We start from the raw sequence: 25,894 nt of genomic DNA on the forward strand, positions 1-25,894 counted from the left end.
GCGACTACGTTTCCCAGGGGAGCGCTACGTTCCGTTTCAGCTAGCCCTCCAGCAGAGTTACATATTCCCGTTCCGAACAGAGAGGTAACTAGAACCACGGCGCCCTGAACGGTCGGGGGTCCCGACCCCGAGAGTTACTACCCATGACAGACACGACAGTCAGCCAGGAGTCGGACAGCCCCCTCCGGGCGGCGAGCCGCCTCGCGGCCGGGGTCATCGAGAACGTAGAGGAGGTCATCGTCGGCCACCACGAGGCGGTCGAACACATCGTCACGGCGCTGCTTGGCCGGGGCCACGTGCTGCTTGAGGATGTCCCCGGGGTCGGCAAGACGATGCTGGCCCGGTCGGTCGCCGCGAGCGTCGACGGGGAGTTCAAGCGCGTGCAGTTCACGCCGGACCTGCTGCCGACGGACGTGACCGGCGTCAACGTCTACAACCAGAAGACGGGGGAGTTCGAGTTCCGCCCCGGCCCAATCTTCGCCAACGTCGTGCTGGGCGACGAGATAAACCGGGCGCCGCCCAAGACCCAGTCGGCGCTGCTGGAGGCGATGGAGGAGGGACAGGTCTCGGCCGACGGCACGACGCGCGAGCTCCCCCAGCCCTTTACCGTCATCGCCACCCAGAACACGGTCGAACAGCACAAGGCCTACGACCTGCCGATGGCCGAGCTCGACCGGTTCATGACGAAGCTGCAACTGGGCTATCCCGAGGCCGACGAGGAGACGGCGATGCTGGGCGCTGTCGTCGGGAACCACCCCATCGAGCGCCTGGAGCCCGTCGCCACGCTCGACGAGCTGCGGGCGGCCCGCGAGGCCGTGGCGGGGGTCACCGTCGAGGAACCGGTTCGGGCCTACGCGACCCGGCTGGCCGCCTACACCCGCGAACACGCCAGGCTGGGCGTGAGTCCGCGCGGGAGCATCAACCTGTTGCGGGCCAGCCAGGCGCGGGCGGTGCTTTCGGGCCGGGACTACGTGGTCCCGGACGACCTCCAGGCCGAAGCGCCGGTCGTGCTCCCCCATCGCATCCGGACCGACAGCAGCGACCGGACTGCCGAGGAACTCGTCGCGGCGGCCTTAGAGCGGGTCGCCGTCGAGTGAGATGCGCCCGACGCTGCGGGGCGCCGGCGTGCTGGTGGTCGCCGTCGGAGCGACCGTCGTCAGCGCGCAGTTCGGCCAGCCGGGGCTGGCCGCCATCGCCGCGCCCCTGTTTGTCGCCCTGCTGGGCGCGACAGTGCAGGTGTACGCGGCCGGGCTCCCGGCCGTCGAGCGGTCGACACTCCGGCGTGGGTTCCAGGGGGAGTACCGGACGCTTGCGCTCACACTCTCGGGCAGCGGCATCGCGCGAGTCACCGACCACCGGGCCGAGGCAGTCGGCGGGACGGCGACGGCGCGGTGTTCGCTGCCGGCGACGCTCTCCTTCGAGGTGCCCTACGAGCGCCGGGGCGAGCACGAACTGGGCCCCGTCGAGGTGGCGGTCACCGACCCGCTGGGGCTTGTGGTCGCCGGTGGCACCGTCGGCGCGACCGACGAGGTGCTCGTCTTCCCGCCGGTGTCCCGGCTGGGCGGGCCCGATGCGTTCGTTCGGACTTTTACCCCCGACGCCGAGGAGCGGGGGGCGTTCGACCGGCTGCGGGAGTACACCCCGGGAGACGCCCTGCGGGACATCCATTGGAAGTCAAGCGCCAAGCGCGACGACCTGCTGGTGACGGAGTTCGACGACGACAGCGAGGACCGGGAGCTGCTCGTCGCCGCGCGGGCGAAAGCGGGACACGCCGATGCGATGGCGGCCGCCGCGGCCACCGTCGCCGTCGGGGCGCTGCAGAGCGGCTTCAGCGTCGGGCTGGCGACGCCCGACGGGGCCGTGCCGGCGGGGTTCGGTGAGCGCCAGCAGATACGGCTGCTGGAGGCGCTGGCCCGGGCCGGGGCGGGACAGAGCGGCCGCGAGGAGGCGGCCGACGTACTCATCAGCGCCACCGACGGCGGCGTCGTCGTCCACGTCGGCGACCGGACCGAGGCGTTCGACGACCTGACCGTGGGGCAGGAGAACCCGCTGGTCTCGGGGGTGACGGCATGAGCCGGCTCGCCGGGCGGCTCCCGTGGTCCCAGCCACGCGCCCTCGCTCTGCTCGCGGTCGCGCTGGCGCTGGGTGCGCCCCTGCGGACGATGTACCACCTCGTCGACGTGGTCGGCTCGCCGACGCAGTTCCTGCTCGTCGCGGGCGTCGCGCTGGCGGCGGGGGCGGTGCTGGCCCGGCTGCTCCACCCGGTACTGGCTCTCGTCCTCGGCGTGGCCCTCTTTGGTGCCGGCCTGTTCTGGTACGTCACGAACCTCACGACGGACCCCCCGTTTGGCGTGTTAGTCGCCGACACCCTCGAACTGCTGACCGGGCGCCGGCTGCTACAGATAGCGAACGTCCGGCTGTGGGTCACCTCCTTCGTCGCCGCGCCGGTGTTTCTGACGACCTACTTCGCGCTCCGGCGGTGGTACGTGACGGCGGTCGCCGTCGCCAGCGTGACGCTCTCGTTTTTCGTGTTGACGACCGACGCCAGCGTCGTCACCACCCTGCTGGGCGTGGTCGGAGCCGTCGCCGCAGTCGGGTTCGGGACGCTCGATTCGGTCACGAGCGGGCAAGCAGGGACAGCGACCGACGGAGCGTCCGCACCGACGGTCACCGACACCGACGACGGCATCGACGCCGGTCGGCGGTCGGTGCTGGCCCAGCTCGCGGCCGTCATCGTCGTGCCGACGGTCGTCTCGCGCATCCCCGGCGTCCGGGGGACAGCGGTGTCGCTGCTGCGCGGGTCTGGCGGGACCGTCGAGGGGAGCCTAGTCGACGCCGGCAACTCGCTGACAGTCCAGGGGTCGCTGTCGCTGAGTCCGACCCACCGGTTCACCGTCGAGGCCGACGAGCCCAGATACTGGCGCGTCGGGGCCTACGACCGCTACACCGGCGACGGGTGGGTCCGGACGGGCAGCCCCACAGCATACGACGACGGAGACCGCCTCGACGGCCAGCCGGCGGACCGAACGCGCGAGCTCGTCCAGACGTACGAGGTCGAATCGGCCATCGGGACGGTCCCCGCCGCCTGGAAGCCGAGGCGATACGAGGGCGACGCGGACGTACAGGTGACCAGACAGGACGGGCTCCAGCCCGAGTCGGGGCTGGAAAGCGGCGACAGCTACCGGGTCGAAAGCGAGGTCGTCCAGGCGAGCGAGGCGGCGCTTCGGGCCGCCGGCGACGACTATCCCGAGGACATCGCGGGGACGTACGTCCAGCTCCCGGAGAGTACGCCCGACCGGGTCGCCGAGACGACCGCGACGCTGACCGAGAACGCCGAGACGCCCTACCAGACCGCGCTGGTCGTAGAACGGTGGCTCAAGCGAAACCGCGGCTACTCGCTTGAGGTCTCCCGGCCCCGGCGCAACGTCGCCGACCGGTTCCTCCACGCGATGAGCGAGGGGTACTGCACCTACTTCGCGACGACGATGGCCGTCATGTTGCGCACGCAGGACATCCCCGCGAGGATGGCCGTCGGCTACACGCCGGGTGAGTCGGTCGGCTCGAACCGGTGGGAGGTCCGCGGGCTACACTCCCACGCGTGGGTCGAGGTGTACGTCGAGGAGTGGGGGTGGGTCCAGTTCGACCCGACGCCGGCGGGTCCTCGGCAGGCGGCGGAACAGCAGCAACTCGACGATGACGGCGACACCGACGAGGCCGAGGCGACGCCCACCGAGACCGCGGCGACACCGACGCCGACGCCAACCGAGACGCCGGAGCCGGGCCGCACCGCGACAGCGCCCCCGACACCGACCCGGACGCGCCCACCCGTGGAGAGGCGGACCCCCGGGGCCACGGCGACGCGGACGGCGAGCGAGGACGACAAGCAGCAGTTGCCGGGCCTCCCCTCCCGCGAGGAGGCGGCGCTGGGTGTTATCGCCCTGCTTGGCACCGCGGCCGGGCTCCGCCACGCCGGCGTCCCCGAGCGGGTCTCGCGGGCGCTGTGGCTGCGCTACCAGTCGCCACAGCGCCCCGAGGAAGACATCGAGACGGCCTTCCAGCGGGCGATGTACGTGCTGGGCGAGCGCCACCGCGAGCGCCGGTCGGGCGAGACGGTCCGGGCGTATCTCGACGCCGTCGATGCCGACGAGGACGTTCGGCGGCTGGCCGAACTGCGCGAGCGACTCCGGTACGGCGGGTCGGCGTCGGCCGAAGCGGCGGCGGAGGCCATCGACATCGCCGACGCCGTCGTCGCCGAGCGGTAGCGGTCGCTCGGGAGAAAGATTATTTACCCCTGTAGCTGATACAGGCGACTAGGTAATGTCGAATGAAGCCTGCGCCTCACACGCGCCAGTGAATCCGGATACCCGAAGCGCCAGCGGTGAACCAACTGTGGGAACGGTCCGGGAGAACCGTGTCTGAGGTCTGCTCTACGTGCGGGCTACCTGAGGAGCTCTGCGTCTGCGAGGACGTCGCAAAGGAGTCCCAGGAGATCAACATCCGCATCGACGAGCGCCGGTACGGCAAGGAGGTAACGATTATCGAGGGGTTCGACCCGAAAGACGTGGACATGGACTCGCTGTCGTCGGACTTAAAGTCCAAGTTCGCCTGCGGGGGGACCGTCGAGGACGGCCAGATAGAGCTCCAGGGGAACCACACCGGTCGCGTCGAGGACTTCCTGCGCGACAAAGGCTTCAACGTCGCCTGACCGCCCGTCGTTTCTCCGGCTGTTTCACCCTCGGTGAGTGGCGACAGCGCCGATTGTCGCCCGCTCAGAGATACGGGCCCAGGATAGCGACGACCAGTAGCCCGACGACGAACTAGCCGATCGCGGCGGCCGGGCGCGAGTGGCGCGATGGCTACTCGCGCCCGAGCGCGGACGGGGAAAGGCAGGCACTCCGGAAGAGCATACGGCGCGCCTCGCGCGCCGTTTCACCGGAATCGAGGCCCGAGGCCGAGATTCCGGCCTTTTTCATGAACGTTTTTCAAGGAGTGGTTCGCGCTCCGCGCGAACCCGACGCAGAAAAAGGTTCTTTAGAAGAACTGAAACAGGTCGTCCCGTTCGGCCTCGTGCAGGTGGTGGCGGACGGCCTCGTTCAGGGCGTCGATGTTGCCCCGCTTGGCGCTGATGGGAGCGATAGTCTCTTGCCACTGCTCCCAGGGCGGGTACAGCCCGAGGCGGTCACAGAGGTCGTTCAGCCGCTCGTCGCGGTCGTCGACCTTGTCCATCTTGTTGACGGCGACGACGGGCTCGACGCCCACGTCCCGGAGGAAGTGAAACATCTCCACGTCGTGGGGGATCTCGTCGGGGCCCGAGTGGCGGTCGATGATGTCGATGACGCTTTTCCCGTCGACGACGAGGATGCCCACCAGTATCTTCTCGGCGTTGTCCTCGACGTAGCGGACCACGTCGGTCTTTATCTGCTCGCGTACCTCGTCGGGGACGCCTTTCATGAAGCCGAAGCCGGGCAGGTCGGTCAGCACGAAGTCGGGGCCGGTCCAGTCGTAGTGGTTCGGGCTGCGGGTGACGCCGGGGCGTTGCCCGGTGTCGAAGGTGTGACCGGTCAGCTCCCGCATCAGCGTGGATTTCCCGACGTTGGAGCGGCCGACGAGGACGACTTCGGCGCTCCGGTTCGGGCGAGACTCGAACATAGCCGCGATACAGCGTCGACGGGGAAAAGCGCGTCAGTTTCCGGCTGAGACGGAGTCGCTCGTACCGGCACCGCCACTGGCCGGCAGTGGCGGGACACAGATACAGCGGTTCGTCCGTCCGACCACCCGGGTTTTTATCCACAGACGCCACACCGGTAGCCGTGCGGCTCGTACAGATTTCGGTCCCCGAGGGCAAGGTCGAGACGGTACTGGGCGTCCTCGACGAGGAGAGCATCGACTACGTCGTAAGCGAGGAGTCGAGCGGGCGAGACATCGGGGCCATCGTGACGTTTCCCCTGCCGACGAACGCCGTCGAGCCGGTGCTGGAGTCGCTGCGCGACGTGGGGCTGAACGACGACACGTACACGGTCATCACCGAGGCCAACACCGTCCTCTCCAGTAAGTTCGAGTCGCTTGAGGACCGATACGCCGAGGAGAAAGACGAGGACCGCATCGCCCGGGAGGAGCTGACCTCGAAGGCCGAGGACCTCGCCCCGTCGCTGCAGACGTACGCTCTCATGACCGTCATCAGCGCGGTCATCGCGACGGCGGGACTGCTGCTCAACTCGCCGGCGGTCGTGGTCGGGTCGATGGTTATCGCGCCGCTTATCGGCCCGGCGATGACGGCCAACGTCGGCACCGTCGTCGACGACCACGAGCTGTTCGTCCGGGGCGTCAAGCTCCAGGCCTTTGGCCTCCTGCTTGCCATCGCGAGCGCGACCGTCTTCGCCTTCCTGGTGCGGACGGCAAACGTCGTCCCGCCGATCGCGGACGTGACGAGCGTCCAGCAGGTCCGCGAGCGGGTCGCGCCCGACTTCCTCTCGCTCGTGGTGGCACTGGGTGCCGGTGCGGCCGGCGTGTTGAGCCTCACCTCCGGGGTCTCGACGGCGCTGGTGGGCGTGATGATCGCCGTCGCACTCATCCCGCCGGCGGCGGCGGTCGGTATCGGCATCGCGTGGGGCCAGCCGCTGGTCTCGCTGGGCTCGGGCGTCCTGGTGCTGGTGAACATCCTCTCTATCAACCTCGCCGTGCTTGTCGGGCTGTGGTACCAGGGCTACCGGCCGGAGTACTGGTTCCGCGAGAGCGACGCCCGCGCGGCGACGCTGAAACGCATCGGCGTCCTGGCCGTCTCCATCCTCGTCCTCTCGGCGTTTCTCGGGGGCGTGACCCTGGACACCTACCAGCGAGCGACCACAGAGGAGGCGATACAGGAACGCGTCGAGGGAGCCGTCGAGCCGCCGGGACAGGTCATAAGCGTCGAGGTCCAACACAGCAACGCCGTCATCTTCCAGGAGCCCCGCCACGTCATCGTCACCGTCGGTATCCCGCCGAGGGCCGACCCGCCCGGGCTGGCGAGCCAGCTAGACGACGTGGTCGACGACGCGGCCGGGCAGGACGTCGAAACCTCCGTCCGCTACATCACCGTCGAGCGGGGATAACACGCTCAAACCCGGATTTGACCGTCCGATGCGGTAAATACCTCTGGGTGCGTCCGGCCCGTATGGACACACAACCACTCGCAGTCATCGGCGTCGCGGCGCTCGTGCTGGCCGGCGGGGTCGGCTTCGTTCTCGCGGACACCGGCGGCACAGCGGCGGAGTCACCCGACCGACCGACGGCGACGAACGCCACTGTCAGCGTCAGCGCCGACGCGACGGTCGAGCGGGCACCCGACGAGGCGACGGTGACCGTCGCTGCCGTCGGCCGGGGCGAGACGGCGGCCGCGGCCCGGAACAACCTGAGCGGTGACGCAGACGCCATCAGGGACGCACTCGAAGGCGAAGGCGCGACCGTCACGTCCGCGCGCTTCACCGTCAGCCCGGAGTACGAATACAGTGAGAGCGGCCGCGAACTGGTCGGCTACGTCGCCGTCCACACCGTCGAGGCCGAGACGGGCGCCGTCGACTCGGTGGGGTCGCTCGTCGACACCGCCGTCGACAACGGCGCCGACCGCGTCGAGGGTATCAGCTACAGCCTCAGCGGCGACACGCGGGCCGGGGCTCGCGAGGAAGCCCTGACGACGGCGATGGAACAGGCCCGCGGCGACGCGACCACGCTCGCGGCTTCGGAGGACCGGAGTGTCGGAGACGCAGTGACCATACAGACGAGCGACGGCGGTCAGCCGGTGGTCCGGGCGGAGTCCGCGGCCGCTGACGCCGGCGGCGAGACGGACGTCTCACCGGAACCGGTCACCGTCGAGGTGAGCGTGCAGGTCACCTACGAGTTAGCGTAACGCGGCGGGGAACAAACGGCCGTGTCTTGCTGCATCAACGACGCCGGAGACCGCCCTATTCCTCGTCAAACGGAAGCTCTATCTCCCAGTCGACGGCCTCGATAGCCGCCTGCAACACTTCCTCGACGTTGTCGCCCTCGGTGACGCTCATGAAGTGGTCGGCCTCGACGTCGGTCGAACGGTCGCTCTTGTTGCCGATGGTCAACACCGGCGCGTCGAACAGCGACTCGATGTCGTCGCGGAGTTCGAGTTGCTGTGCCAGCGGGTAGCCACACTCGCCGCTGGGGTCGACAAGTACCAGCACGGCGTCGGCGAGGTGTTCCAGCGCGCTGATGGCCTGTGATTCGATATCGTTGCGCTCCTCCGGCGGCCGGTCGAGCAGTCCGGGGGTGTCGACGAGCTGGTAGCGGATGCGGTCGGCCTCGACGTGGCCGACGCGAATCTGTGTCGTCGTGAAGGGGTAGGAGGCGATCTCGTTGTCGGCGCGGGTCACCGTGTTGACGAACGAGGACTTCCCGACGTTGGGGTAGCCGGCGACGACGATGACGGGCTCGTCCGGGCGGATGTCGGGCAGCCCCTTCAGCGCGTCGCGGGCCTTCGAGACCGCTTCGAGGTCCTCAGCGACCTGCTCGGTGATGTCGGCCATGCGGGCGAAGGCCTGCTTGCGCAGTTTGCGGGACGTGTCGATGTCGCTTCGGACCACGCGGCCCTCGTACTCCTGGCGTATCTCCTTGGCTTTCCGGCCGGCCCAGGAGATGTTCGAGAGGTGCTGTTTCAGCGCGTCGACGCCGGGGTCGTCGTCGGCCGGGGCGGTCTCGCTGATGACGGCACCGGCCAGCTCCACGTAGAATGGGTCCAGCTCGTCGATTGTCGGCCACTGCGTCGCGACGTTTTCGAGGTTGTCGGAGATGATGTTCGAGGCGGTCATCAGCATCGACTGCTGGGCCTCGATGCCGGTCTTGGAACCGGAGGCCCGCGTCGCCCGCGAAAACGCTTTGTCCAGTATCTCCTCGGCCCGGGGCGTGGTCGGGAGATTCTCGAAGGGATGGCTCATTGCCTCGTTGTTGACCGTCACCGGGTAAAAGGTCGTTCAATCGGAATTCGCGGGGCATATTCTCGGAGCGGGTCCCCGGGCCACGCTTTTGCCCGTTGCGTCCCCAGACATCGTATGGCACACATCGACGCCGACGAGATTCTCCCCAACGGCCACGTCCAGCAGATGGCCGCCGAGGGCGAAATTACGCAGATGCACCGGGGCCACGAGTACGCCGACGAGGGCGACACCTTCGACATCGACGGCGAGACCTTCGAGGTGACCGACGTGACCCACCGGACGCTGGGCGACCTCACCGACGAGGACGCAAAGCGGGAAGGGTCCGAAGACCTCGACGCGTACCGCGAGCGACTCGCTGCAGTCCACGACGAGTTCGAGTGGGACGACGATAGCGACGTAGTGCGACACAGATTCCGGCCCGTAAGCGAGTAGGCGACGCTACGGATACTCGTCCGCAGGACCCGTTGCCCTCGGGGCTCTCCACTCCACGTCGAGGTGCGCGCAGGCCTCGGCTCCGGTCTCTCGGACGGTGGCCCCGGCTCGCGGAGCCGTTCGACCGTCGGCGGAGCGGTCGACGGTGGCCGAGTCCAGCGTGTCCGGCGGTCCCCGTCGGGGGCGGCCACTCAGAAGTCAGGCAGTGCCAGCGGAGACAGCCACCAACGGGGAAACAGGTTGTCGGCCCGATGGCTGGCTCGGTTCAGAAGCCGCCGTAGCGGAGGTACACCATATCGGCGATCAGGACGAGCTGGACGAGCCCCTGCAGGCCGCCGAGCTTGGCGTTTTGCTGGCCAATAGCGGAGATGACACCGGCGTCGGGCGCGGCCGAGACCATCTGTTTGTAGATGCGTATCTCGCCGGGCATCAGGAAGCCAAAGCCCTGGACCGACAGCACGGTCACCAGCGCGAGCGCGACGACGAGGGCGGGTTCGGTCATCCGGAATGCGCCAATAGTGGTGGCGACCCAGGCCAGCGAGCCGACGGTGCCGACGGCGAACGGGAGCTGCCAGCGCCAGTCCCCGAAGGCGTCGAGCCGCCAGCCCAGCAGGAGGAGAATGGGGACGACGTTGAAGAAGGTAAACAGCGCGAGCCACGGGCCGGCGTTCGGGAACACGCCCAGCCGCAGGGCCAGCGGGATGCCCGACGCGATGGTCAAAAACGCCATCGACGGCAGGAAGAAGGCGGTCTTGGGGGTGAGACGCTCGAACACCGCGGCGCTTTCGTCCTCGTCTAACCCGCCGATGACCGGCCCCAGGATGGCGCCGATAAAGAGGTCGGTCCCGGTCCAGAGGACGCCTGACATGACGTGGACGTAGGTGTGGTGTCGTATCGACGCCATCGTCGTCGCGTAGGCCAGGGCCGCCAGCGCGACGGCGACGACGCCGACGGCAAAGGCCGGGTTCGCGCGCTGTCCCAGCCCCGCTATCGTACCACGTACCGTTGTCGTGCTCATGAGCGTGGTAACAACTGTCGAAGGTAATAAATCCACACGACGGCACCGCGTGCTCGAAGCGAGTACGGGCGATGAGCGTGGGCGTCCCATCCGTGTCTCGCCCTCTCAGGGAAGGGTTATACGCGGCGGTTACGTCTAGTAACTGGAATGGAGCAGATGACCCGGCAGTCCGAGACGAAATCGAAGGCGGACGACGAGGAGAGAGCGCACCTGCAGGACGTCGAGGACGGCTGTGGCTGTACCGAAATCTGGGAACACATGAGCGAGAGTCGCGACGAGGAGTAAGGTAGCTCTACAGCCGTTTTATCGGCGTTCTTTCAGTTCCGCCCGCAGGTCCCCCAGGTCCATCTCCTTCATCGAGAGCAAGACGAGCAGGTGGTAGACGATGTCGGCGGACTCGTGGGCCAGCTCCTCGCGGTCGTCGTCTTTGGCGGCCAGAATCAGCTCCGTCGTCTCCTCGCCCAGTTTCTCCAGGACGGCGTTCTCGCCTTTCTCGTGGGTGAACAGCGAGGCGGTGTAGGAGTCCTCGGGGAGGGTCTCCTTGCGGTCCTCGATGACCGCGAACACGTCGTCGATAACGTCGTCGGTGTCGTCCATACTCCGAGATCGGCGCCGCCGCCCTTCAGCGCGTCGCTACGCTGGCGGCTACGACTCCACGCTGTCGAAGAAGGCCAGGTCGTGGATGCGTGGGTCCTCGGTCAGTTCGGGGTGGAAGGCGGTGCCGACGACGGGGCCGTCCCGGACTGCGACGGGACGGTCGTCCCAGGTGGCCAGCACCTCGACGTCGGGGCCGACGTAGTCGATGACCGGCGCGCGGATGAACACAGCCGGGAAAGACTCATCGAGGCCAGCGACATCGAGGGGCGCCTCGAAACTGTCCTTCTGGCGGCCGAAGGCGTTGCGCTCGACGGTGGCGTCGACGACGTTCAGCGTGTCGACGCGGTCGTCGTGGGCGTCGCTGGCGGCGACGATGAGCCCGGCACACGTCGCCAGAACGGGGTTGCCGTCGGCGACGTGTGCCTCTATCTCGCCCGCGATGCCCTCCCGCTGGATGAGCCGGGAGATGGTCGTCGACTCGCCGCCGGGCAGTAGCAGTACGTCACAGTCTGGAACGAGGCCCGACTCGCGGATCTCGACGACCTCGGCCGACTCGTCGTGGGCCGCCGCGGCCCGCTCGATTGCCCTCGCGTGTTCGGAGACATCGCCCTGTACGGCGAGGACACCCGCCCGTATACTCATACTTCCGCTACGTCCGTGTCCCCCAAAACACTCTCGCCTCGGCGAAATATTGTCACAGCCGGGCGGGAGTGTGGCCAAACCGTTAGGTGGCGGGGCCCCGACCGTCACGGTATGGCCGAACGACCGCGGGACCCGGTGAAGCGAGACGCCGACCGGTCGGCGGACCTCTACGAGATCGCCGACTGGGAGATCCGGTCGGTGTTCGACCGACTGGTGTATTTCCTGTACTACGCCGGTCAGTGGGCGCTGCGCGGGCTGGTCATCCTGTTGGCCCTCGCCATCCTGGGCGTCCAGATCGCCTTCGGGAGCCTCGGCGCGCTCGGGGCACAGCCGCTGTTTGCCGCGCTCGCGGCGCTATCTGCCCTCCCGGCGCTAGTGCTTGCGGGGTACATCTACTACGCCGACGTGACGACCCAGGAGCCGCTGACGCTGCTGGTCGGAACCTTCATGCTCGGTGTGCTGTTTGCCGGCTTCGCTGCCATCCTGAACACGGTGTTGCGGGGCCCCGTCCAGTTCCTCGGCTCCGGCTTCGGACTGGTGCCGTTCCTGGGGCAGATCGCCTTCTTCTTCCTCATCGTCGGGCCCGTAGAGGAGAGTGTCAAGCTGCTCGCGGTGCGGCTGTACGCGTTCCGCGACGACCGGTTCGACGCCGTCATCGACGGCGCCGTCTACGGTGCGATGGCCGGGCTGGGCTTTGCCACCATCGAGAACGCTCTCTACATCGTCCAGAACACCGAGATGGTCACCGGGACCTTCCAGGCCATCAGCGAGGGGAGCGGCATCGCGGCGGTGCGGGCGCTGGCCGGGCCGGGCCACGTCATCTACTCGGCCTTTGCGGGCTATTACCTCGGGCTGGCGAAGTTCAACCCCGACGACGCCGGCCCCATCGTGTTGAAGGGGCTGCTCATCGCGGCGGTCATCCACGCGGGGTACAACACGCTTTCGGGCCCCGTCACCGGGGTTCTGTCGGCGGTGTACGGCGTCAACCAGTTCGTCGCGTTCATCGGGTTCGTCGTGGTCTACGACGGCGTCTTCATACTGGTCCTGTTGCGGAAACTCGACGCCTACCGCCAGGCGTACAACCAGGCACAGGCCGGTGAGAAGCCAAATAGCGAGCCCGGCGTCCCCGATTTCGAGTCCTAGCAGAGCTGTTCGACGTACTTCGCCACCACGTCGACCTCCAGGTGGACGGGGTCGCCGACCGATTTCTCCGAGAGGGTCGTCTCCTCGTAGGTCGTCGGGATGATGGCCACGTCGAACCGGTCGTCGTGTCGGGCCGCGACGGTGAGGCTGATGCCGTCGACCGTGATGGAGCCTTTCTCGACGAGGTAGTCGCGCTGGCTGTCTGGCAGTGCGAACGTGAACGTCCAGTCGTCCCCTTCTTGCTCGATACCGACCACCTCGGCCGTCGCGTCGACGTGGCCCTGGACGATGTGGCCGTCGAAACGGCTATCGGCGGGCATCGCCCGCTCCAGGTTGACCCGGCCGCCCACGTCGAGGGCGTCGAAGAAGGTCCGGTCGAGCGTCTCCCGGGCCAGGAAGAACTCCATCCACTCGCCGTCCGAGAACTCCTCGACGGTCAGGCAGGCCCCGCTGAGGCTTATCGACTGCCCGTGTTCGAGGTCCGCGAACGGCGCCCCCACGCGGATGCGCCGGCCGCCCTCGTCGTCCGTCACTGCCAGTACCTCGCCCGTCGCCTCGACGATACCGGTGAACATACCCCTCGTTAGGAACTGCCGGCCATAGGGGTTTGGCTCTCCGGCGGTGAGGGAGCTAACTCCGGGCGCCACCAGCGACAGTTCGGACAAACCGGCCCGAGTCAGGCCTCAACGGCGTTCGGTTCGACGGCTGCGTCCGTCCCGAGCGCGAGTCGCACACTCTCCTCGAAGCCGGTCAGGTCGGGCCGGACGTGCTGGTCGATGCTGTCGTCGGTGACGACGACCCGGTTGCTGAGCCCGTCGACCAGGGGCACGGCGACGCTGACTGGCACGTCGGTCACCAGCCCGAGCCAGCGGGCCGACAGTCCCGGCGAGAGGACGGGGACGGGGATGATGAGCGGCCGCCGGCCGACCAGAATCCGGGCCGTCTCCGACAGTATCTCCTGGTAGGTCAACACGTCCGGGCCGCCGACGTCGTAGGTCTCGCCGGCCGTCTCGGGCGTTTCGAGGACGCCCACGAGATACGCCACCACGTCGTCGACGTAGATGGGCTGGCACTCGGTGCGGACCCACGACGGGGTCACCATCACCGGCAGTCGGGCGGCGAGCTGGCGGATGATCTGGAAACTGGCCGACCCCTCGCCGATGACGATAGCGGCCCGCAGGGCGGTCAGGTCGGCCTCGCCATCGCCGAGCAGCCGCTCGACCTCCCGGCGGGACCGGAGATGCTCGGAGAGTCCCTCGTCCTCGCTGCCCAGCCCGCCGAGATAGACGATGCGCTCGATGCCCGCTGCGTCGACCGCCTCGCGGAAGTTCCGGGCTGCCCGTCGGTCCCGCTCCTCGAAGTCCGCGCCGGCCTCCATCGAGTGGACGAGATAGTAGGCCGCGTCGGCCGCGGGAAGCGACAGCTCGGGGTCGAGCACGTCGCCCTCGACCACCTCGACACCGGCGGGTGCGGCGTAGCTCGCCGGCTCGCGCGTCAGCGCGACGACGTCGTGGCCCCGGTCGACGAGCTCGGGGACGAGGTGGCTCCCGACGAACCCGGAGGCACCGGTGACGAGGACTCGCATACCCGTAGATTGGACTCCAGTGGCTTAAAACAGGCCACAGGCAGGGCCGCTACTGGGGACGAGGGACGCCTCGGAGAGCCACAGCGGCCCTCGTCAGTTAATCGTCAGCATCCGTCTGCGCTCGGCGCCGCATCGCCCGCTGGACGAACTCCTCGGGCAGTTCGTCGATTTCGCCGGCCTGGACCGCCCAGAGGTTGGCATAGAGGCCGTCCGCCGAGAGCAGTTCGTCGTGGCTCCCCCGCTCGACGATGCGACCGTCCTCCAGCACGAGGATGGTGTCGGCGTCCCTGACAGTCGAGAGGCGGTGGGCGATGGCGAAGGTCGTCCGGTCGGCGGTCAGCTCGTCGAGCGAGCGCTGGATGAGCATCTCCGTCTCCGTGTCGACATCGCTGGTGGCCTCGTCGAGTACGAGGACCTCGGGGTCTTTCAGCATCGCGCGGGCGATGGCGATGCGCTGGCGCTGCCCGCCCGACAGTTTGACGCCGCGCTCGCCGACCATCGTCTCGTAGCCCTCCGGCAGGTTCCGGATGAACTGGTGGGCCTCCGCGGCCTCGGCGGCGGCGCGGATCTCGTCGTCGGTGGCGTCGAAGGTACCGTAGGCGATGTTCTCACGCACCGTCCCGTAAAACAGGAACGTCTCCTGGCTGACGTAGCCGATAGCACGCCGGACGGAGGGTATCTGTACGTCCCGGAGGTCCTGGTCGTCGATGCGGACCGCGCCCTCGTCGGGGTCGTACATCCGCAGGAGTAGCTTCATCACCGTCGACTTGCCCGCGCCGGTGGGGCCGACCAAGGCGACGGTGTCGCCGCCCTCGACCTCGAAGGAGACGTCGTCCAGCACCGGTTCGTCCTCGCCGTAGCCGAAGGTCACGTCGTCGTACGCGACCGCGCCGTCGGTGACCGACAGGGGCGGGGCCTCGTCGACCTCGTCGAGTCGTCCGGGCGTCTCCATCAGCCCGAACACCCGCTCGGCGGAGGCGTAGGCCCGCTGGTACATGTTGATGACCTGGCCGAACTGCGCCATCGGCCAGACGAACCGCTGGGTGTAGATGATGAACGCGACGAACCCGCCCGTCGTCAGTTCCAGCGTGAAGAAGCCGGGCGCCTGCCCGATGACGATGAGCCCGCCCAGTACGAACGTGACGACGAAGCCGAGCCCGGAGACCAGCCGCAGTCCCGGGAAGAAGGTGATGCGGGTCTCGATTGCGTCCCAGTTGGCGTCGAGGTAGTCCTGTGAGCTGTCCTCGACGCGGTCGGCCTCGTAGGACTCCGTGTTTGCGGTCTTGATTATCTGGATGCCGCTCAGGTTGTTCTCCAGCCGGGAGTTCAGCGAGCCCACGGAGGCCCGAACGTCGGCGTATTTCGGCTGGATAGTCTCGATGAACCACTTCGTGAACACGGCGATAATCGGCACCGGCAACAGCGCCACCAGGGCGAGCTGCCAGTTGATGTAAAAGAGGTAGGCGGCGATACCCAGCACCATGATAATCAGCCGCGAGGAGGAGTTCAACCCGTCGTTGAGGAACTTCTCCAGCCGGTTGACGTCGTTGGACAGCACCGACATCATCTCGCCGGTCTGCTTGTCGGCGAAGAACTCCATGTTCAACCGCTGCATCGTCCCGTAGGTGTCCGTTCGCACCGCGTGCTGGACGTGCTGGGCGAACTTGTTCCACCCCCAGTTTCGCGTGTAGTGAAAGACGGCACCGAAGCCAAAGGAGGCCGCGATGAGCCCCGCCGTCAGCCAGAGCTGGCCGGTCGTCCCGCCGGGAATCCACGCGTCGGGGACGAAAAGGAGGTTGTAACTCGTGTTCCCCTCGATGACGGCGTCGATGGCCAGCGCCAGCAACAGCGGCGGCAGCAGGTCCAGCATCCGGGCGAAAACAGAGCTTATGAGCCCGACGACGAAGGCGAGCCGTTGGCCGCCCCCGTACTCCGTGAACAGTCGCCACATCGGTCGATCGACCCGCTCGCGGGCGTCCTCGAAGGCGTCCTCGTCGGACGCCGCCTCGATATCCATTAACTGAGGTAGCGGGTCGAGACTCAAATACGCGTCGGGGGGCTGCTACTGCAGTCGTCGTCTGGTGTTCAGCGAGTGACGATGTGGACAGCCAGAAAGCCCCCGGACGCTCGGCTACTGCGGCTCGCTGCGCGCGCTACGCGTGCTTGCTTCGCCTCGAACGCCGAGCGTCCGGCCCCTTTCAGTCCCACCCAGCGCTGTTTGACCAGCCGGCATGGGTGGGACCAAAAGGGCGGGCGCGTGGCGGCTTTGCCGCCACGTTTTCCGAGGTCGGCGCAGCCGACCTCGCTTGCTACACGAAGGCAGGCGACGTAAGCACCGCAGGAACGAACGCAGTGAGTGACGAGGGGCGCAACGAGCCTCCCGAGTGTAGCAGGCCGGGGCTTTCTGGCTGTTTGCGGTCCTGTGTTGCGCGCTACCCCCAGCAGTCGTTCAGTCGACCCCAGCAGGCAGCTCCACGGTGTCGCCGACGCTCACGCCGGTCCGGTTGGTCCAGCCGCGGTTCACTTCGAGGACGTACTTGGCGCGTCCGGAGTAGCGCTCGCTGTAGCTCTCGCCCTCGGGCGGCGGGGGCGCGTGGTGGATTGTCGTAATCGTCCTGTTGGCGTCGATGTAGATGATGTCCAGCGCGAAGTCCATATCCCGCATCACGTAGGTCTGTACGGCCTCCTCGCCGTGGACGAACAGCATCCCCTCGTCGGGGCCGAGCGACTCGGTGTCGCTGAGGCCGAGTCTGCGCTGTTCGACGGTATCCGAGATTCGTACGTCTACCGTTCCCAGCGTCCGCGGGCCGTCACACGCCGCGACCGCGGTCCGGTTCGGCGGCGCGGTACACGGCGTCGTGGTGTTGCTGTCGGTGACGGTCACCGTCCCCTGTTCGTACTCGCCGACGCCGACGATATCGACCCACAGCCCGGTCTGGAGGGCGAGGACGGCGACGGCGAGTGCGACGACGACCCCGACGAGCGCGACGACTCCACGACGTGCCATACGTGTCTCGTGGGCCAGGCGATGCCTAAGCGTTCCGCCCCAGAGAGAAAGGGTTATTCCTGCCGGTCGAAAACTCGGTACTGCGGGTCCGTGGTCTAGTCGGTTATGACGTGGCCTTTACAAGGCCGAGGTCGGTGGTTCGAATCCGCCCGGACCCATTCTTCTCCCGCGAACGAAACGTGAGCGGTGAATCTATCCTCTGGGCGGATTCGAATCAGGGAACGAAGCGAAGCGGAGTGACCGTGGTTCGAATCCGCCCGGACCCATTCTTCTCCCGCGAACGGTGACTCCCCTCCCCGAGTGGTTCGACTCCACCGGCCCGCCGAAAGGCACTTACCCGGAGTCGCGGTACCAACACCCATGATAGACGGGTCGACGTGCCCCCGCTGTAACGGACGCGTCTCAACGGAGAACGGGACGGAGTACACCTGTGACGACTGCGGGGCGGCCTTCGACAGTTCGGACCTCTTTCTCCCCTAGGGCAGGCGGGTATCGAAATCCTTTTTTCTACCGTCGTCCTCGCTCGATATGCGCCGCCTTAGCTCAGACTGGGAGAGCACTCGACTGAAGATCGAGCTGTCCCCGGTTCAAATCCGGGAGGCGGCATTTCTCCGAACCACAATCGCCGAGCGAAGCGGGTGTGCCAGTCAGTTGCCGATATCGACACCCCGTCGCGGTGGGGTGTCCGCAGGACGTAGTAATCACTCGTTTCGGAAGACGAGGATGTTCTGGTGGACCATCGAGGGGACAAAAGAGAAGGGGTAGCCGTAGACGTGGAGGTCCTTCGAGGGGTCGTACCAGACGAGATTGGCCTTCAGCGTGTAGCCGGCGGCCTCGATTCGGTCGGCGAGGTCGGCCGAGAGCATGTTGTAGGACTGCTCGCGGTACATATCGCCGATGAAGACCGCGACGTAGCCGCCCTCGCGGACGACGCGGCGAAACTGCGCGAATTTGGCTTCCATCCCGTCGAGCCAGTCGGCTTTCGTCTGGCGGTCGTCGCCGTCGAAGTCGTCGAGTTTGCTGTCCCGTGTCGCGGCTTCGTTGCGGGTCTGTTCGACCTTGTCCATGTCCCAGTAGGGCACGTCGGTCAGCAGGAAATCGACAGCGTCGGTCTCGACGTCCTCGACGAGGTCGGTACAGTCCCCGTGGCGAAGCTCCTGGGCGGCCAGGGGCCCCTCACCGCGGGCCGCGCGCTCGGTGTTCTCCCGTTCGAGGACCGTCTCGTAGATATCTATCCAGCGGTCGTTGCGCTCGAAGCCGATGGCGTCGCGGTGACCGGTCCCCTCGTACGCGGCGAGTGAGGCCCCGAGCAGGGTGCCGCCGACGCCGGCGAAGGGGTCGAGCACGAGGTCGCCGGCCTTGCTGAACCGCTGGACGAGGGCGAGACAGAGCCGGGGTGGCTTCTGACCGCCGTGTTCGCTCCGCAGGTCGTGCTGGAAAGCCGGGGGGAACTGCTCGGGGATGACGGACTTGGTCGCAAACTTCCACTCCCGGCCGGTGAGGTCGTTGACCCGGTTGCGTTCGTCGTAGATACCGCGGTACTCGACGTAGCGCTGGTGGTCCGCCAGCTCGCCGGTGTCGACGACCTCGCCGTCCTCGACGGGGAGGGCATCGTCTTTCGCCCGGGCTTCGTCGAAGTCGCCGTCGTCGGTGGTGAACAGACGGCTTTGCTTATAGTCGGGCGACTCGTCGCTCATACAGTCCCGTTGTGTCCACGCCGGGGTTAAGTGTAGTCACTGGACAGGGGTCGAACGGCGTGTCGGCCCGGGCAGTGGGGAGCTACCGATGGCTGGGTTCGTTTCTGTATCGTTCCGATGGGAAAATTTATTCACTGGAGTTGAGACTGCTACGTCGTAATGAAGCGACGGCAGACACTGAAAGTCGTGGGTGCTGCGGGTGTCAGCGCATCGGTCGCGGGGTGTAGCGGCATACTCGGTGGCGGCTGTGGGCCGGGTGAAGACGAGATCGGGACGCTAGCCGAGGAGGTCGACGCGAGCGAGGCGACCTCGACCGCGGCGGAGGCCTCGACGGAAGACAGAGAGAGCGCGAGCATCACGGGCGAGATCCAGTCTATCGGGGACAGCGAGGTCGTCATCGACGACGGGACCGGGACGGCGAAGCTGACGACGCTGTTTGGCGGGTTCACCGCCGAAAACGTCGGCGAAGGCGACTGCGCACAGGCGACCGGAATCCCCTTCGCGCCCGAGGAGAGCAGCGACAACGACATCCGGCTCCTCGTCGAGGACGTCGGGGTGGCAAACGACTAAGTCGCCGTCAGCGTCCCCGGGGAGGTGTCTCAGGTTCGGGCTTCCGACCGACGATGAACGTCCACCACTTGACACACTGTGTCCGCCGGTACAGCGGGAACAGCGACGCGGCGAGGGGGCTCCGGGCGATGCTTGCGAGCATGAGCGGCGAGCCGAGCGTCCGTTTGGTAACCACGTCGAACGTGTCTCGGACGAGGTCGGTGACCGCCGTCTCCGACAGGTGGCCGTAGCGGTCGTTGTCCGCCTCCAGCAGTCCCAGGCGAAAGGCCGTCCGCTTCGTCAGCCGTCGGTACAGCCCCGGCGTCCCCTCCACGAGGATGACCCGCCCGCCTGGTTTCAGCACCCGGTTGGCCTCCCGCAGAATGTCGGGCCGGTCGGCCTCGGGGACGTGATGGAGGAACCGGCGGCCGATGACGGCCTCGAACACGCCGTCGTCGAAGGGCAACGATCGGGCGTCCCCGAGCACGGCCGGCCGCTCGACGCCGACGGCGTTGGACCGCCACGCCTCCGTTCCGACGTCGGCCTGCGGGTGGAGATGCTGGCCGAAAGCGAGTTCGAGCGTCTCGCCCCCGGGCAGGTGGTCCGTGATGAGCGCGTCATGTCGGTCGTAAATCGCCGCCAGCAGCGGGTGCCGCTGGATATCGCGGGGCTGCTCGACGACGGCGCCGTCCTGTACCGCCCAGTCCGCGTGTGACATCGGCCGATCTACTGCGATCGGCGGTATTGTTATGCGATTCCTACGCCCAGATATCGCTACACGCCACGATGTCTCCCACGCCACGCGACGGCCACCACCCCGGGCCGCCCCGGTTTCTGCAGGTCGGCCAGCGCATCGTCGACCCGGTCTTCGTCGACGCCGACCACGGGTTCGACCGGGACAACCTCGCGCCCACGATAGCGGGCGAACCCGAGCACGACCCGGAGAACTACGCCGGCGACGCGTTCTCGTGGTCGATTGTCGCCCGGCCGGCCGGGAGTGAGGCGACAGTCCAGTACGCGCCGACGCCCCACGACGACCGCGACCGGTACGACCACGGGCTCGACAACACCGTCGAGTTCGAGCCCGACGCGCCCGGAACCTACGTCCTGGAACTCGACGCTCCCGACGGGACCCACGAGCTAACGGTTCGTGCGTTCGGCGGGGACGAGAGCGACACGGCGCCGGCCGACGGCATCGGCGCCGCCGGACAGGCCGACGGCGGGGGGCCGCCCCGTATCGAACTCGACGGGTGGTACGATGGGGCTACCGACGAGTTCGTCGTCGAGTCGAACCCCGAGCTCGCGTCCGACAGCCACGCCGTCGACGCCGACCTGGCCGTGGAGTATCTCCCCCACGACGCAAGCGGCCTCGACGCGGGCGACATCACGGTCGAGGGGACGACAGCCCGGGTGCCCACTGCCGCGCTTGACGGCCCGACGAGCCTCTACGGAGCCCCCTTCGACGGGCGGCGCGTCGGCGTGCGCGACGAGATCGTACTGGACCCCGATTCCGAGACTGTCTCCCTGCCCAACCGGCCACCCGACTGGCTCGACGACGCCGTCGTCTACGAGATATTCACACGCTCGTTCGCGGGCGAGCCCGGCGGGACCACCTTCGAGACACTCATCGACCGCGTCGGCTATCTCGACGACCTGGGCGTCGACGTGGTGTGGTTGACACCCGTCGTGCCTGCCTGGAGCCCCACCGTCGAGACGGCCCCGGGCGGGCCACACGGCTACAGCACGGCGGACTACTTCGACGTGGCCCCGGACCTCGGCACGCTCGCCGACTTCGAGGCGTTCGTCGAGGCGTGTCACGACCGCGACATCCGCGTGTGTTTCGACCTCGTCGCCAACCACTGTGGCTGGACCCACCCGTTCTTCCAGGACACCGTCGCCGAACTCGGACCCGAGCCCGAGGACCCCTATCAGTTCCCGGCCATCGAGTCCTGGGACCTGTCTTCGGAGTACTTCGACTGGTTCGACCGCCAACTCGGTGCGAGCCGCCACGACGCTGCGCCGGCCCAGACGGGCTTTTTCGGCGTGCGGTTCCAGCCGAACCTCAACCACGGCAACGTCGCCCTGCGGGAGCACCTGCTTGCCGCCGTCGAGTTCTGGGCCGAGCGGGTCGACGGCTTCCGCTGTGACATCGCCTGGGGAGTGCCCCACAGCTTCTGGTCGGAGGTCCGCGAGCGCGTGCGGGCCATAGACTCCGAGTTTCTCCTGCTCGACGAGGCCATCCCTCGGACGCCCGCCTTCGCCGCCTCGGAGTTCGACTGCCACTTCGACACGACCGGGTTCACCGAGACGGCCCACGCCGTCGCCCGCGGCGAGCGCCCGCCAAGCGACCTGCTCGACGCCGTCGAGGCCCGCGACCGCGACGGGTTTCCCCGCTACACGCGGCTGCTGAACGCCACGGAGAACCACGACGAGGCGCGTCTGGCCCACGAAGCCGCAGTCGGCCACCGCGAGGAACCGGCGGCGGTCGCGCGGGCGGCGGCCGCGGCCGCGTTTACCCTCCCCGGCGTCCCGATGCTGTACTACGGCCAGGAGCGGCGCATCACCGAGTACGGCGAGCGCCGCGCGTTCCCCTACGCCGACGACCCCGGGAAAGCCGACGATATCGAACGGGACCCCTACAAGCGCGCGTTCGTCAACTGGGACGAGTACCCCGAGGAACACCTCGACTTCTACCGGGCGCTCGTGACCTTGTACCACGACTCGCCCGTCCTCGGGCCGTCGGCCGACCTCGTCCGCGCGGCCCACCGGACCGAACGGCCCGAGGACGTGCTCGTCTTCGGCCGCGACGCCGGCGAGGAAAAGCGGGTCGTCGTCGTCAACTTCGCCGCCGACCCCTGCAGGGTCGACCTCCGCCCGGTCGTCGACACGACCGACCTGTTCACGGGAAACGACGTGGCCGTCGCCCGCAGCGAGGGCGCCGTCACCGTCGAAGTCGACCGGCTGGCGGTTCTCGACACGCCGTCGCTGTTCGACCGGTGAGGACGGCTGCCGGACCGCCGCTTCGGTCCCGCTTGGCATCTCAGCTGCCGCCCTGGACGCGCTCGCCGTCGGTCGCCGTCTCGGCGACGAGCAGGTCAAACCCCGGGGGCTCCCCAGTAGCCGGCGTCCCCGTCGGCGAGCCGTCCGTCGGGGTGCCCGGGGTCGAGCCATCGGTCGGCGTCGCCTCGGCCGCGGCCTCCGGGTCCGCGTAGCCGACCGCGAAGGCGCTGTAGACGGTCCCCGCCTCCAGCGTGACATCCGCACTGAGGGGCGGCGCCTGTGGCTGACTGCCGTTCCGGCCCTGTCCGTCGTCCTGACTGCTGTCCTGTGGCATGGCGACGATGTTCACCGGTCCGATGTCCGGCACCGCGTGGAACACGCTGAGTCGAGCCTCGCCCTCGGGCGGGCTGGCGGGGTCGTCTTCGAGGAGCGTGACCTGGAGCGTGCCGGTGTCCGCGGGCGTGCCCGGTTCTGCCGGCGTCGAACCGCCCTCGGGAGTCGGCGTCGCGCCGTCCTCGGGGGTCGGCGTCATATCGCTCCCGGGCGTCGGCTCCTCGTCCACCGGACGAATCAGGAGGCGGTAGTCGCCCTCGGGAACGGTCGCGGTCGCGCTCTCGCCGAATGCCAGCCCCTGAACGAGCGGGTCGGTCTGATCGGTGCCCATCTGGGGTTGCTGGGGCGTGGCCGTCCCTGCCGGCGTAATCGGCGTCATATTGCCGTCGGGTGTGGCACTGACTTCCGCCGTTGGGGTGCTGTCGGTCGGTGTTTCGCCAGCCCCCTGTCCGACCTCGCCGTAGGCGGCGGCGGTGTATGTCGTCCCCTCCTCGACGGTTATCTCAGCGTCGTAGAGGACCGTCCCGCCGTCCTGGTTCGAATCGAGGACGCCGTCCAGTAGCCCACCGAGGAATCCGCCGCCGCCCTCGGCCGCGACGACTCGGAGCCGGTAGGCGTCCGGCGCCACGGTCTGGTAGTCGGTGACGGTGCCGAATTCGAGGCTCTCGACGATGGTCTCGTCGTCGAGGCGTACGCTCACCGGCGGCGCGTCCGGCGACGCGTGGGCGACCCGCAGCGCCGTCGCGCCTTCCGTGGGAGTCGGTGATTCCTGTGCTGCGCCAGCGCCGCCGACGATACCTGTGATACCGACGATGCCCGCACCCTGAATGACCCGTCTGCGTGTTGTCTCGTCTGTCATCGAGTCGGACCTGTGCGAACATCGACTTTGTTATCGACCTGTCACTGAGAGAAAGGCGACCGTATCCGCACCCGACCCGCCGTCGCGGACTCTCGGGTGTCGGTAACGGTTCCGAAACGACCGGATAGAGGTCGGTTCCTGCCGAAGCCAGAGGTTACCGCCACCGGCACCATGGCGTGGCAGGCCGGCGAGAGCCCGCCTCGCCGGCGCCGGAGCGTGACCGGGCTCAGCGCCACAGCAAACGGTCGGTCCGGGACGGAACCGCCGGTCGGTGGTGAACGAGCACTAAACCCGCCTGCACCTGCAGGCACCACGGGCAGGCATTTCCTCCGCGTTGTGCGAACGCAATGTCATCACTCCAACAGGACGACTCGAACGCGAAAGCGAAGATAGACGAGGTGGCGGATTCGGCTCCGATGTCCGCGGGCGACCCCATCGCGGCCGCCGCCGCCGCCTCGGTGCTATTCTCCTGGTATAACTTCTACATCAGGGGCGAGAAACAGACCGGCATCTTCGTCGGGCTCTGGGCACCGACGATGCTCGCGGCCGCGAGCTACCTCCAGCAGAAAGACATCATCCGGAAGTTCAAGCAGGGCCTGTCCTCGTTCTGAGTCGCGCGGCTAGTAATCGTAGACGGCAGCGACGATACCGGCCGTCTGTCCGACGTTTGTGACAGTCAGTCCAACGAGGACAAGCGCCGAGGTGGGTCCCAACACCCCGCCGACGTAGATGACAGCCCCGACGGCGCTCAGCGCGCCGCCACCCGTGTAAGCCCGCGGGCGGCGGTCGATCCGCCGGCCGGTCGCGACGAGGCCGGCCGCGGGGACGAGCATCCACCCGACGACGGTCGCCGACAGGAGCAGGTCGACCGGCGGTTTGGCCAGCAAGGCGGCGGTTCCGACGAGCGTGATACCGAGTCCGACCACCAGGACGCGCCGCCACACCAGCAGGACGCCGTCGCGCATCTCCCCCCAGGAGAGGACGGTAAAGGCCGCGATGATAGCGTCCATCACCAGGTGAGCGATGAGCACGGTCCGGAGAGCGAGCAGGTCGAGGTGTGCGGCGGTCGCGAAGGTCCACGCCAGCGGGACGAGCACGACTGGACCGTTCTCGCGCAGTCGATGCAACATACGGACAGTGTCACCCCCGAGTCCCAAGAACGGTGGGGATCCGGGAGTGGGCCGTGGGGGTGCGTATCACTCGCCACACGGCTGTAGTCTTGCGGTTATCGTGGTTTCGGGGGGAATACCGTACCGACACTGTTATCCGTTGGCCCGGCCTCTCTTTAGTTGCAATGGCGAAAGGAACGGTTGATTTCTTCAACGACACTGGCGGTTACGGTTTCATCGATACTGAGGACGCGGACGAGGACGTCTTCTTCCACATGGAAGACATCGGCGGCCCGGACCTCGAGGAAGGACAGGAGCTCGAATTCGACATCGAGCAGGCGGACAAGGGTCCGCGCGCCAACAACGTGGAGCGGCTCTAACGATGGCGAAAGGCAAAGTCGATTTCTTCAACGACACCGGCGGCTACGGCTTCATCGACACCGACGAGGAAGACGAGGACGTCTTCTTCCACATGGAGGATGTCGGCGGCCCTGACCTCGAAGAGGGGCAGGAAGTCGAGTTCGACATCGAGCAGGCGGACAAGGGTCCACGAGCGACCAACCTGGAGCGTCTCTAACGATGGCGAAAGGCAAAGTCGATTTCTTCAACGACACCGGCGGCTACGGCTTCATCGACACTGAGGACGCGGACGAAGACGTCTTCTTCCACATGGAAGACGTCGGCGGTCCGGACCTCGAAGAAGGGCAGGAAGTCGAGTTCGACATCGAGCAGGCGGACAAGGGTCCGCGAGCGACCAACCTGGAGCGGCTCTAACGATGGCGAAAGGCAAAGTCGATTTCTTCAACGACACCGGCGGCTACGGCTTCATCGACACCGACGAGGAAGACGAGGACGTCTTCTTCCACATGGAAGATGTCGGCGGCCCTGACCTCGAAGAGGGGCAGGAAGTCGAGTTCGACATCGAGCAGGCGGACAAGGGTCCGCGCGCGACGAACCTCGAGCGACTGTAAGGCTGTCTGCAGTCCC

At 67.6% G+C, this 25,894-nt stretch carries 29 protein-coding genes and 2 tRNA genes; 18 read left to right on the forward strand and 13 right to left on the reverse strand.

Translation table 11 applies throughout. The annotated features are described in order from the left end of the window. Positions 1-143 precede the first annotated feature (143 nt). The 4 genes from VJ162_RS08305 (at position 144) to yciH (ending at position 4,705) form a co-directional block, all read left to right on the forward strand. The gene (locus VJ162_RS08305) at positions 144-1,097 is read left to right on the forward strand and encodes an AAA family ATPase (RefSeq protein ID WP_324663640.1); all 954 of its coding nucleotides are present in this window, start codon (positions 144-146) and stop codon (positions 1,095-1,097) included. A gap of 1 nt (position 1,098) precedes the next feature. Next, a complete protein-coding gene (locus VJ162_RS08310; protein WP_324663641.1) occupies positions 1,099-2,073 on the forward strand; it encodes a DUF58 domain-containing protein in 975 nt (324 codons plus the stop codon). Next, positions 2,070-4,262 carry a transglutaminase family protein gene (locus VJ162_RS08315; RefSeq protein WP_324663643.1) on the forward strand — a complete coding sequence of 731 codons (2,193 nt, stop codon included), beginning with the start codon at positions 2,070-2,072 and terminating at the stop codon, positions 4,260-4,262. The genes VJ162_RS08310 and VJ162_RS08315 overlap by 4 nt, the downstream gene beginning before the upstream one ends. A gap of 149 nt (positions 4,263-4,411) precedes the next feature. Next, positions 4,412-4,705: a stress response translation initiation inhibitor YciH gene (gene yciH / locus VJ162_RS08320; RefSeq protein ID WP_004516073.1), complete on the forward strand. Its 294-nt coding sequence runs from the start codon at positions 4,412-4,414 to the stop codon at positions 4,703-4,705. 326 nt (positions 4,706-5,031) lie between these two features. On the opposite strand, the gene engB is transcribed toward yciH, so the two are convergent. After that, positions 5,032-5,649 (reverse strand): GTP-binding protein EngB, encoded by a 618-nt coding sequence (engB, locus tag VJ162_RS08325; RefSeq protein WP_324663644.1) that lies wholly within the window; start codon positions 5,647-5,649, stop codon positions 5,032-5,034. Between the two features lie 161 nt (positions 5,650-5,810). Here engB and VJ162_RS08330 point away from each other — a divergent pair, with 161 nt between their 5' ends. Both VJ162_RS08330 and VJ162_RS08335 read left to right on the forward strand, forming a co-directional pair. Continuing rightward, complete coding sequence (locus VJ162_RS08330; RefSeq protein ID WP_324663645.1) at positions 5,811-7,088, forward strand: TIGR00341 family protein; 1,278 nt, start codon at positions 5,811-5,813, stop codon at positions 7,086-7,088. A 62-nt stretch (positions 7,089-7,150) separates the two neighbouring features. Continuing rightward, positions 7,151-7,882, forward strand: coding sequence for an SIMPL domain-containing protein (locus tag VJ162_RS08335; RefSeq protein WP_324663646.1), 732 nt, complete (start codon positions 7,151-7,153; stop codon positions 7,880-7,882). A gap of 55 nt (positions 7,883-7,937) precedes the next feature. On the opposite strand, the gene VJ162_RS08340 is transcribed toward VJ162_RS08335, so the two are convergent. Next, positions 7,938-8,936 carry an NOG1 family protein gene (locus VJ162_RS08340; protein ID WP_324663647.1) on the reverse strand — a complete coding sequence of 333 codons (999 nt, stop codon included), beginning with the start codon at positions 8,934-8,936 and terminating at the stop codon, positions 7,938-7,940. A 114-nt stretch (positions 8,937-9,050) separates the two neighbouring features. Between VJ162_RS08340 and VJ162_RS08345 the strand changes: the two genes are divergently transcribed. After that, positions 9,051-9,368, forward strand: a complete 318-nt coding sequence (locus VJ162_RS08345) for an ASCH domain-containing protein (protein WP_324663648.1) — start codon at positions 9,051-9,053, stop codon at positions 9,366-9,368. A 265-nt stretch (positions 9,369-9,633) separates the two neighbouring features. Here VJ162_RS08345 and VJ162_RS08350 read toward each other — a convergent pair whose 3' ends face one another. After that, positions 9,634-10,350, reverse strand: a complete 717-nt coding sequence (locus VJ162_RS08350) for a hypothetical protein (RefSeq protein WP_407066845.1) — start codon at positions 10,348-10,350, stop codon at positions 9,634-9,636. Positions 10,351-10,533: 183 nt separating this feature from the next. Between VJ162_RS08350 and VJ162_RS08355 the strand changes: the two genes are divergently transcribed. Continuing rightward, entirely contained in the window at positions 10,534-10,671 is a 138-nt protein-coding gene (locus tag VJ162_RS08355; RefSeq protein ID WP_324663707.1) for a hypothetical protein, read from the forward strand. 18 nt (positions 10,672-10,689) lie between these two features. Here VJ162_RS08355 and hisE read toward each other — a convergent pair whose 3' ends face one another. Both hisE and pdxT read right to left on the reverse strand, forming a co-directional pair. Next, positions 10,690-10,983 (reverse strand): phosphoribosyl-ATP diphosphatase, encoded by a 294-nt coding sequence (gene hisE, locus VJ162_RS08360; protein WP_324663650.1) that lies wholly within the window; start codon positions 10,981-10,983, stop codon positions 10,690-10,692. A 48-nt stretch (positions 10,984-11,031) separates the two neighbouring features. Beyond that, positions 11,032-11,625: a pyridoxal 5'-phosphate synthase glutaminase subunit PdxT gene (gene pdxT, locus VJ162_RS08365; RefSeq protein ID WP_324663651.1), complete on the reverse strand. Its 594-nt coding sequence runs from the start codon at positions 11,623-11,625 to the stop codon at positions 11,032-11,034. Between the two features lie 111 nt (positions 11,626-11,736). Here pdxT and VJ162_RS08370 point away from each other — a divergent pair, with 111 nt between their 5' ends. Continuing rightward, the gene (locus tag VJ162_RS08370) at positions 11,737-12,768 is read left to right on the forward strand and encodes a PrsW family intramembrane metalloprotease (RefSeq protein WP_324663652.1); all 1,032 of its coding nucleotides are present in this window, start codon (positions 11,737-11,739) and stop codon (positions 12,766-12,768) included. Here the strand turns inward: VJ162_RS08370 and VJ162_RS08375 are convergent. The 4 genes from VJ162_RS08375 to VJ162_RS08390 all read right to left on the reverse strand — a co-directional run bounded on the left by VJ162_RS08375 (position 12,765) and on the right by VJ162_RS08390 (position 17,360). Further along, positions 12,765-13,343, reverse strand: coding sequence for a riboflavin synthase (locus tag VJ162_RS08375; protein WP_324663653.1), 579 nt, complete (start codon positions 13,341-13,343; stop codon positions 12,765-12,767). The genes VJ162_RS08370 and VJ162_RS08375 overlap by 4 nt on opposite strands. 101 nt (positions 13,344-13,444) lie before the next feature. Beyond that, positions 13,445-14,353: an NAD(P)H-binding protein gene (locus VJ162_RS08380; RefSeq protein ID WP_324663654.1), complete on the reverse strand. Its 909-nt coding sequence runs from the start codon at positions 14,351-14,353 to the stop codon at positions 13,445-13,447. 97 nt (positions 14,354-14,450) lie between these two features. Continuing rightward, positions 14,451-16,370, reverse strand: coding sequence for an ABC transporter ATP-binding protein (locus VJ162_RS08385; RefSeq protein WP_324663655.1), 1,920 nt, complete (start codon positions 16,368-16,370; stop codon positions 14,451-14,453). 432 nt (positions 16,371-16,802) lie between these two features. Continuing rightward, positions 16,803-17,360: a DUF192 domain-containing protein gene (locus VJ162_RS08390; protein WP_324663656.1), complete on the reverse strand. Its 558-nt coding sequence runs from the start codon at positions 17,358-17,360 to the stop codon at positions 16,803-16,805. An 84-nt stretch (positions 17,361-17,444) separates the two neighbouring features. Here VJ162_RS08390 and VJ162_RS08395 point away from each other — a divergent pair. Beyond that, positions 17,445-17,518 (forward strand) — tRNA-Val (locus VJ162_RS08395). Between the two features lie 374 nt (positions 17,519-17,892). Beyond that, positions 17,893-17,966: transfer RNA gene (locus VJ162_RS08400), tRNA-Phe, on the forward strand. Positions 17,967-18,061: 95 nt separating this feature from the next. Here the strand turns inward: VJ162_RS08400 and VJ162_RS08405 are convergent. Continuing rightward, positions 18,062-19,057, reverse strand: coding sequence for a TRM11 family SAM-dependent methyltransferase (locus VJ162_RS08405; protein WP_324663657.1), 996 nt, complete (start codon positions 19,055-19,057; stop codon positions 18,062-18,064). 159 nt (positions 19,058-19,216) lie between these two features. Here VJ162_RS08405 and VJ162_RS08410 point away from each other — a divergent pair, with 159 nt between their 5' ends. Further along, positions 19,217-19,627 (forward strand): hypothetical protein, encoded by a 411-nt coding sequence (locus VJ162_RS08410; protein ID WP_324663658.1) that lies wholly within the window; start codon positions 19,217-19,219, stop codon positions 19,625-19,627. Between the two features lie 7 nt (positions 19,628-19,634). Here VJ162_RS08410 and VJ162_RS08415 read toward each other — a convergent pair whose 3' ends face one another. Further along, positions 19,635-20,324 (reverse strand): class I SAM-dependent methyltransferase, encoded by a 690-nt coding sequence (locus VJ162_RS08415; RefSeq protein WP_324663659.1) that lies wholly within the window; start codon positions 20,322-20,324, stop codon positions 19,635-19,637. A 68-nt stretch (positions 20,325-20,392) separates the two neighbouring features. Between VJ162_RS08415 and VJ162_RS08420 the strand changes: the two genes are divergently transcribed. Further along, the gene (locus VJ162_RS08420) at positions 20,393-22,606 is read left to right on the forward strand and encodes an alpha-amylase family glycosyl hydrolase (RefSeq protein ID WP_324663660.1); all 2,214 of its coding nucleotides are present in this window, start codon (positions 20,393-20,395) and stop codon (positions 22,604-22,606) included. Between the two features lie 40 nt (positions 22,607-22,646). Here VJ162_RS08420 and VJ162_RS08425 read toward each other — a convergent pair whose 3' ends face one another. Beyond that, positions 22,647-23,798, reverse strand: coding sequence for a DUF4397 domain-containing protein (locus VJ162_RS08425; protein ID WP_324663661.1), 1,152 nt, complete (start codon positions 23,796-23,798; stop codon positions 22,647-22,649). Between the two features lie 347 nt (positions 23,799-24,145). Between VJ162_RS08425 and VJ162_RS08430 the strand changes: the two genes are divergently transcribed. After that, the gene (locus VJ162_RS08430; protein ID WP_324663662.1) at positions 24,146-24,409 is read left to right on the forward strand and encodes a hypothetical protein; all 264 of its coding nucleotides are present in this window, start codon (positions 24,146-24,148) and stop codon (positions 24,407-24,409) included. 9 nt (positions 24,410-24,418) lie between these two features. On the opposite strand, the gene VJ162_RS08435 is transcribed toward VJ162_RS08430, so the two are convergent. After that, positions 24,419-24,928 carry a hypothetical protein gene (locus VJ162_RS08435; protein ID WP_324663663.1) on the reverse strand — a complete coding sequence of 170 codons (510 nt, stop codon included), beginning with the start codon at positions 24,926-24,928 and terminating at the stop codon, positions 24,419-24,421. 164 nt (positions 24,929-25,092) lie between these two features. Between VJ162_RS08435 and VJ162_RS08440 the strand changes: the two genes are divergently transcribed. Genes VJ162_RS08440 through VJ162_RS08455 form a run of 4 tightly spaced genes read left to right on the forward strand, consistent with a single transcriptional unit; the run spans position 25,093 to position 25,878 of the window. Then, positions 25,093-25,287: a cold-shock protein gene (locus VJ162_RS08440; protein ID WP_137683596.1), complete on the forward strand. Its 195-nt coding sequence runs from the start codon at positions 25,093-25,095 to the stop codon at positions 25,285-25,287. A 2-nt stretch (positions 25,288-25,289) separates the two neighbouring features. Continuing rightward, positions 25,290-25,484, forward strand: a complete 195-nt coding sequence (locus VJ162_RS08445; RefSeq protein WP_220589504.1) for a cold-shock protein — start codon at positions 25,290-25,292, stop codon at positions 25,482-25,484. A 2-nt stretch (positions 25,485-25,486) separates the two neighbouring features. Continuing rightward, positions 25,487-25,681, forward strand: a complete 195-nt coding sequence (locus VJ162_RS08450) for a cold-shock protein (RefSeq protein WP_162317206.1) — start codon at positions 25,487-25,489, stop codon at positions 25,679-25,681. A 2-nt stretch (positions 25,682-25,683) separates the two neighbouring features. Beyond that, positions 25,684-25,878 (forward strand): cold-shock protein, encoded by a 195-nt coding sequence (locus VJ162_RS08455; protein ID WP_220589504.1) that lies wholly within the window; start codon positions 25,684-25,686, stop codon positions 25,876-25,878. Positions 25,879-25,894: the final 16 nt, after the last annotated feature.

This window comes from Haloarcula sediminis (assembly GCF_035656455.1).
GTDB lineage: Archaea > Halobacteriota > Halobacteria > Halobacteriales > Haloarculaceae > Haloarcula > Haloarcula sediminis.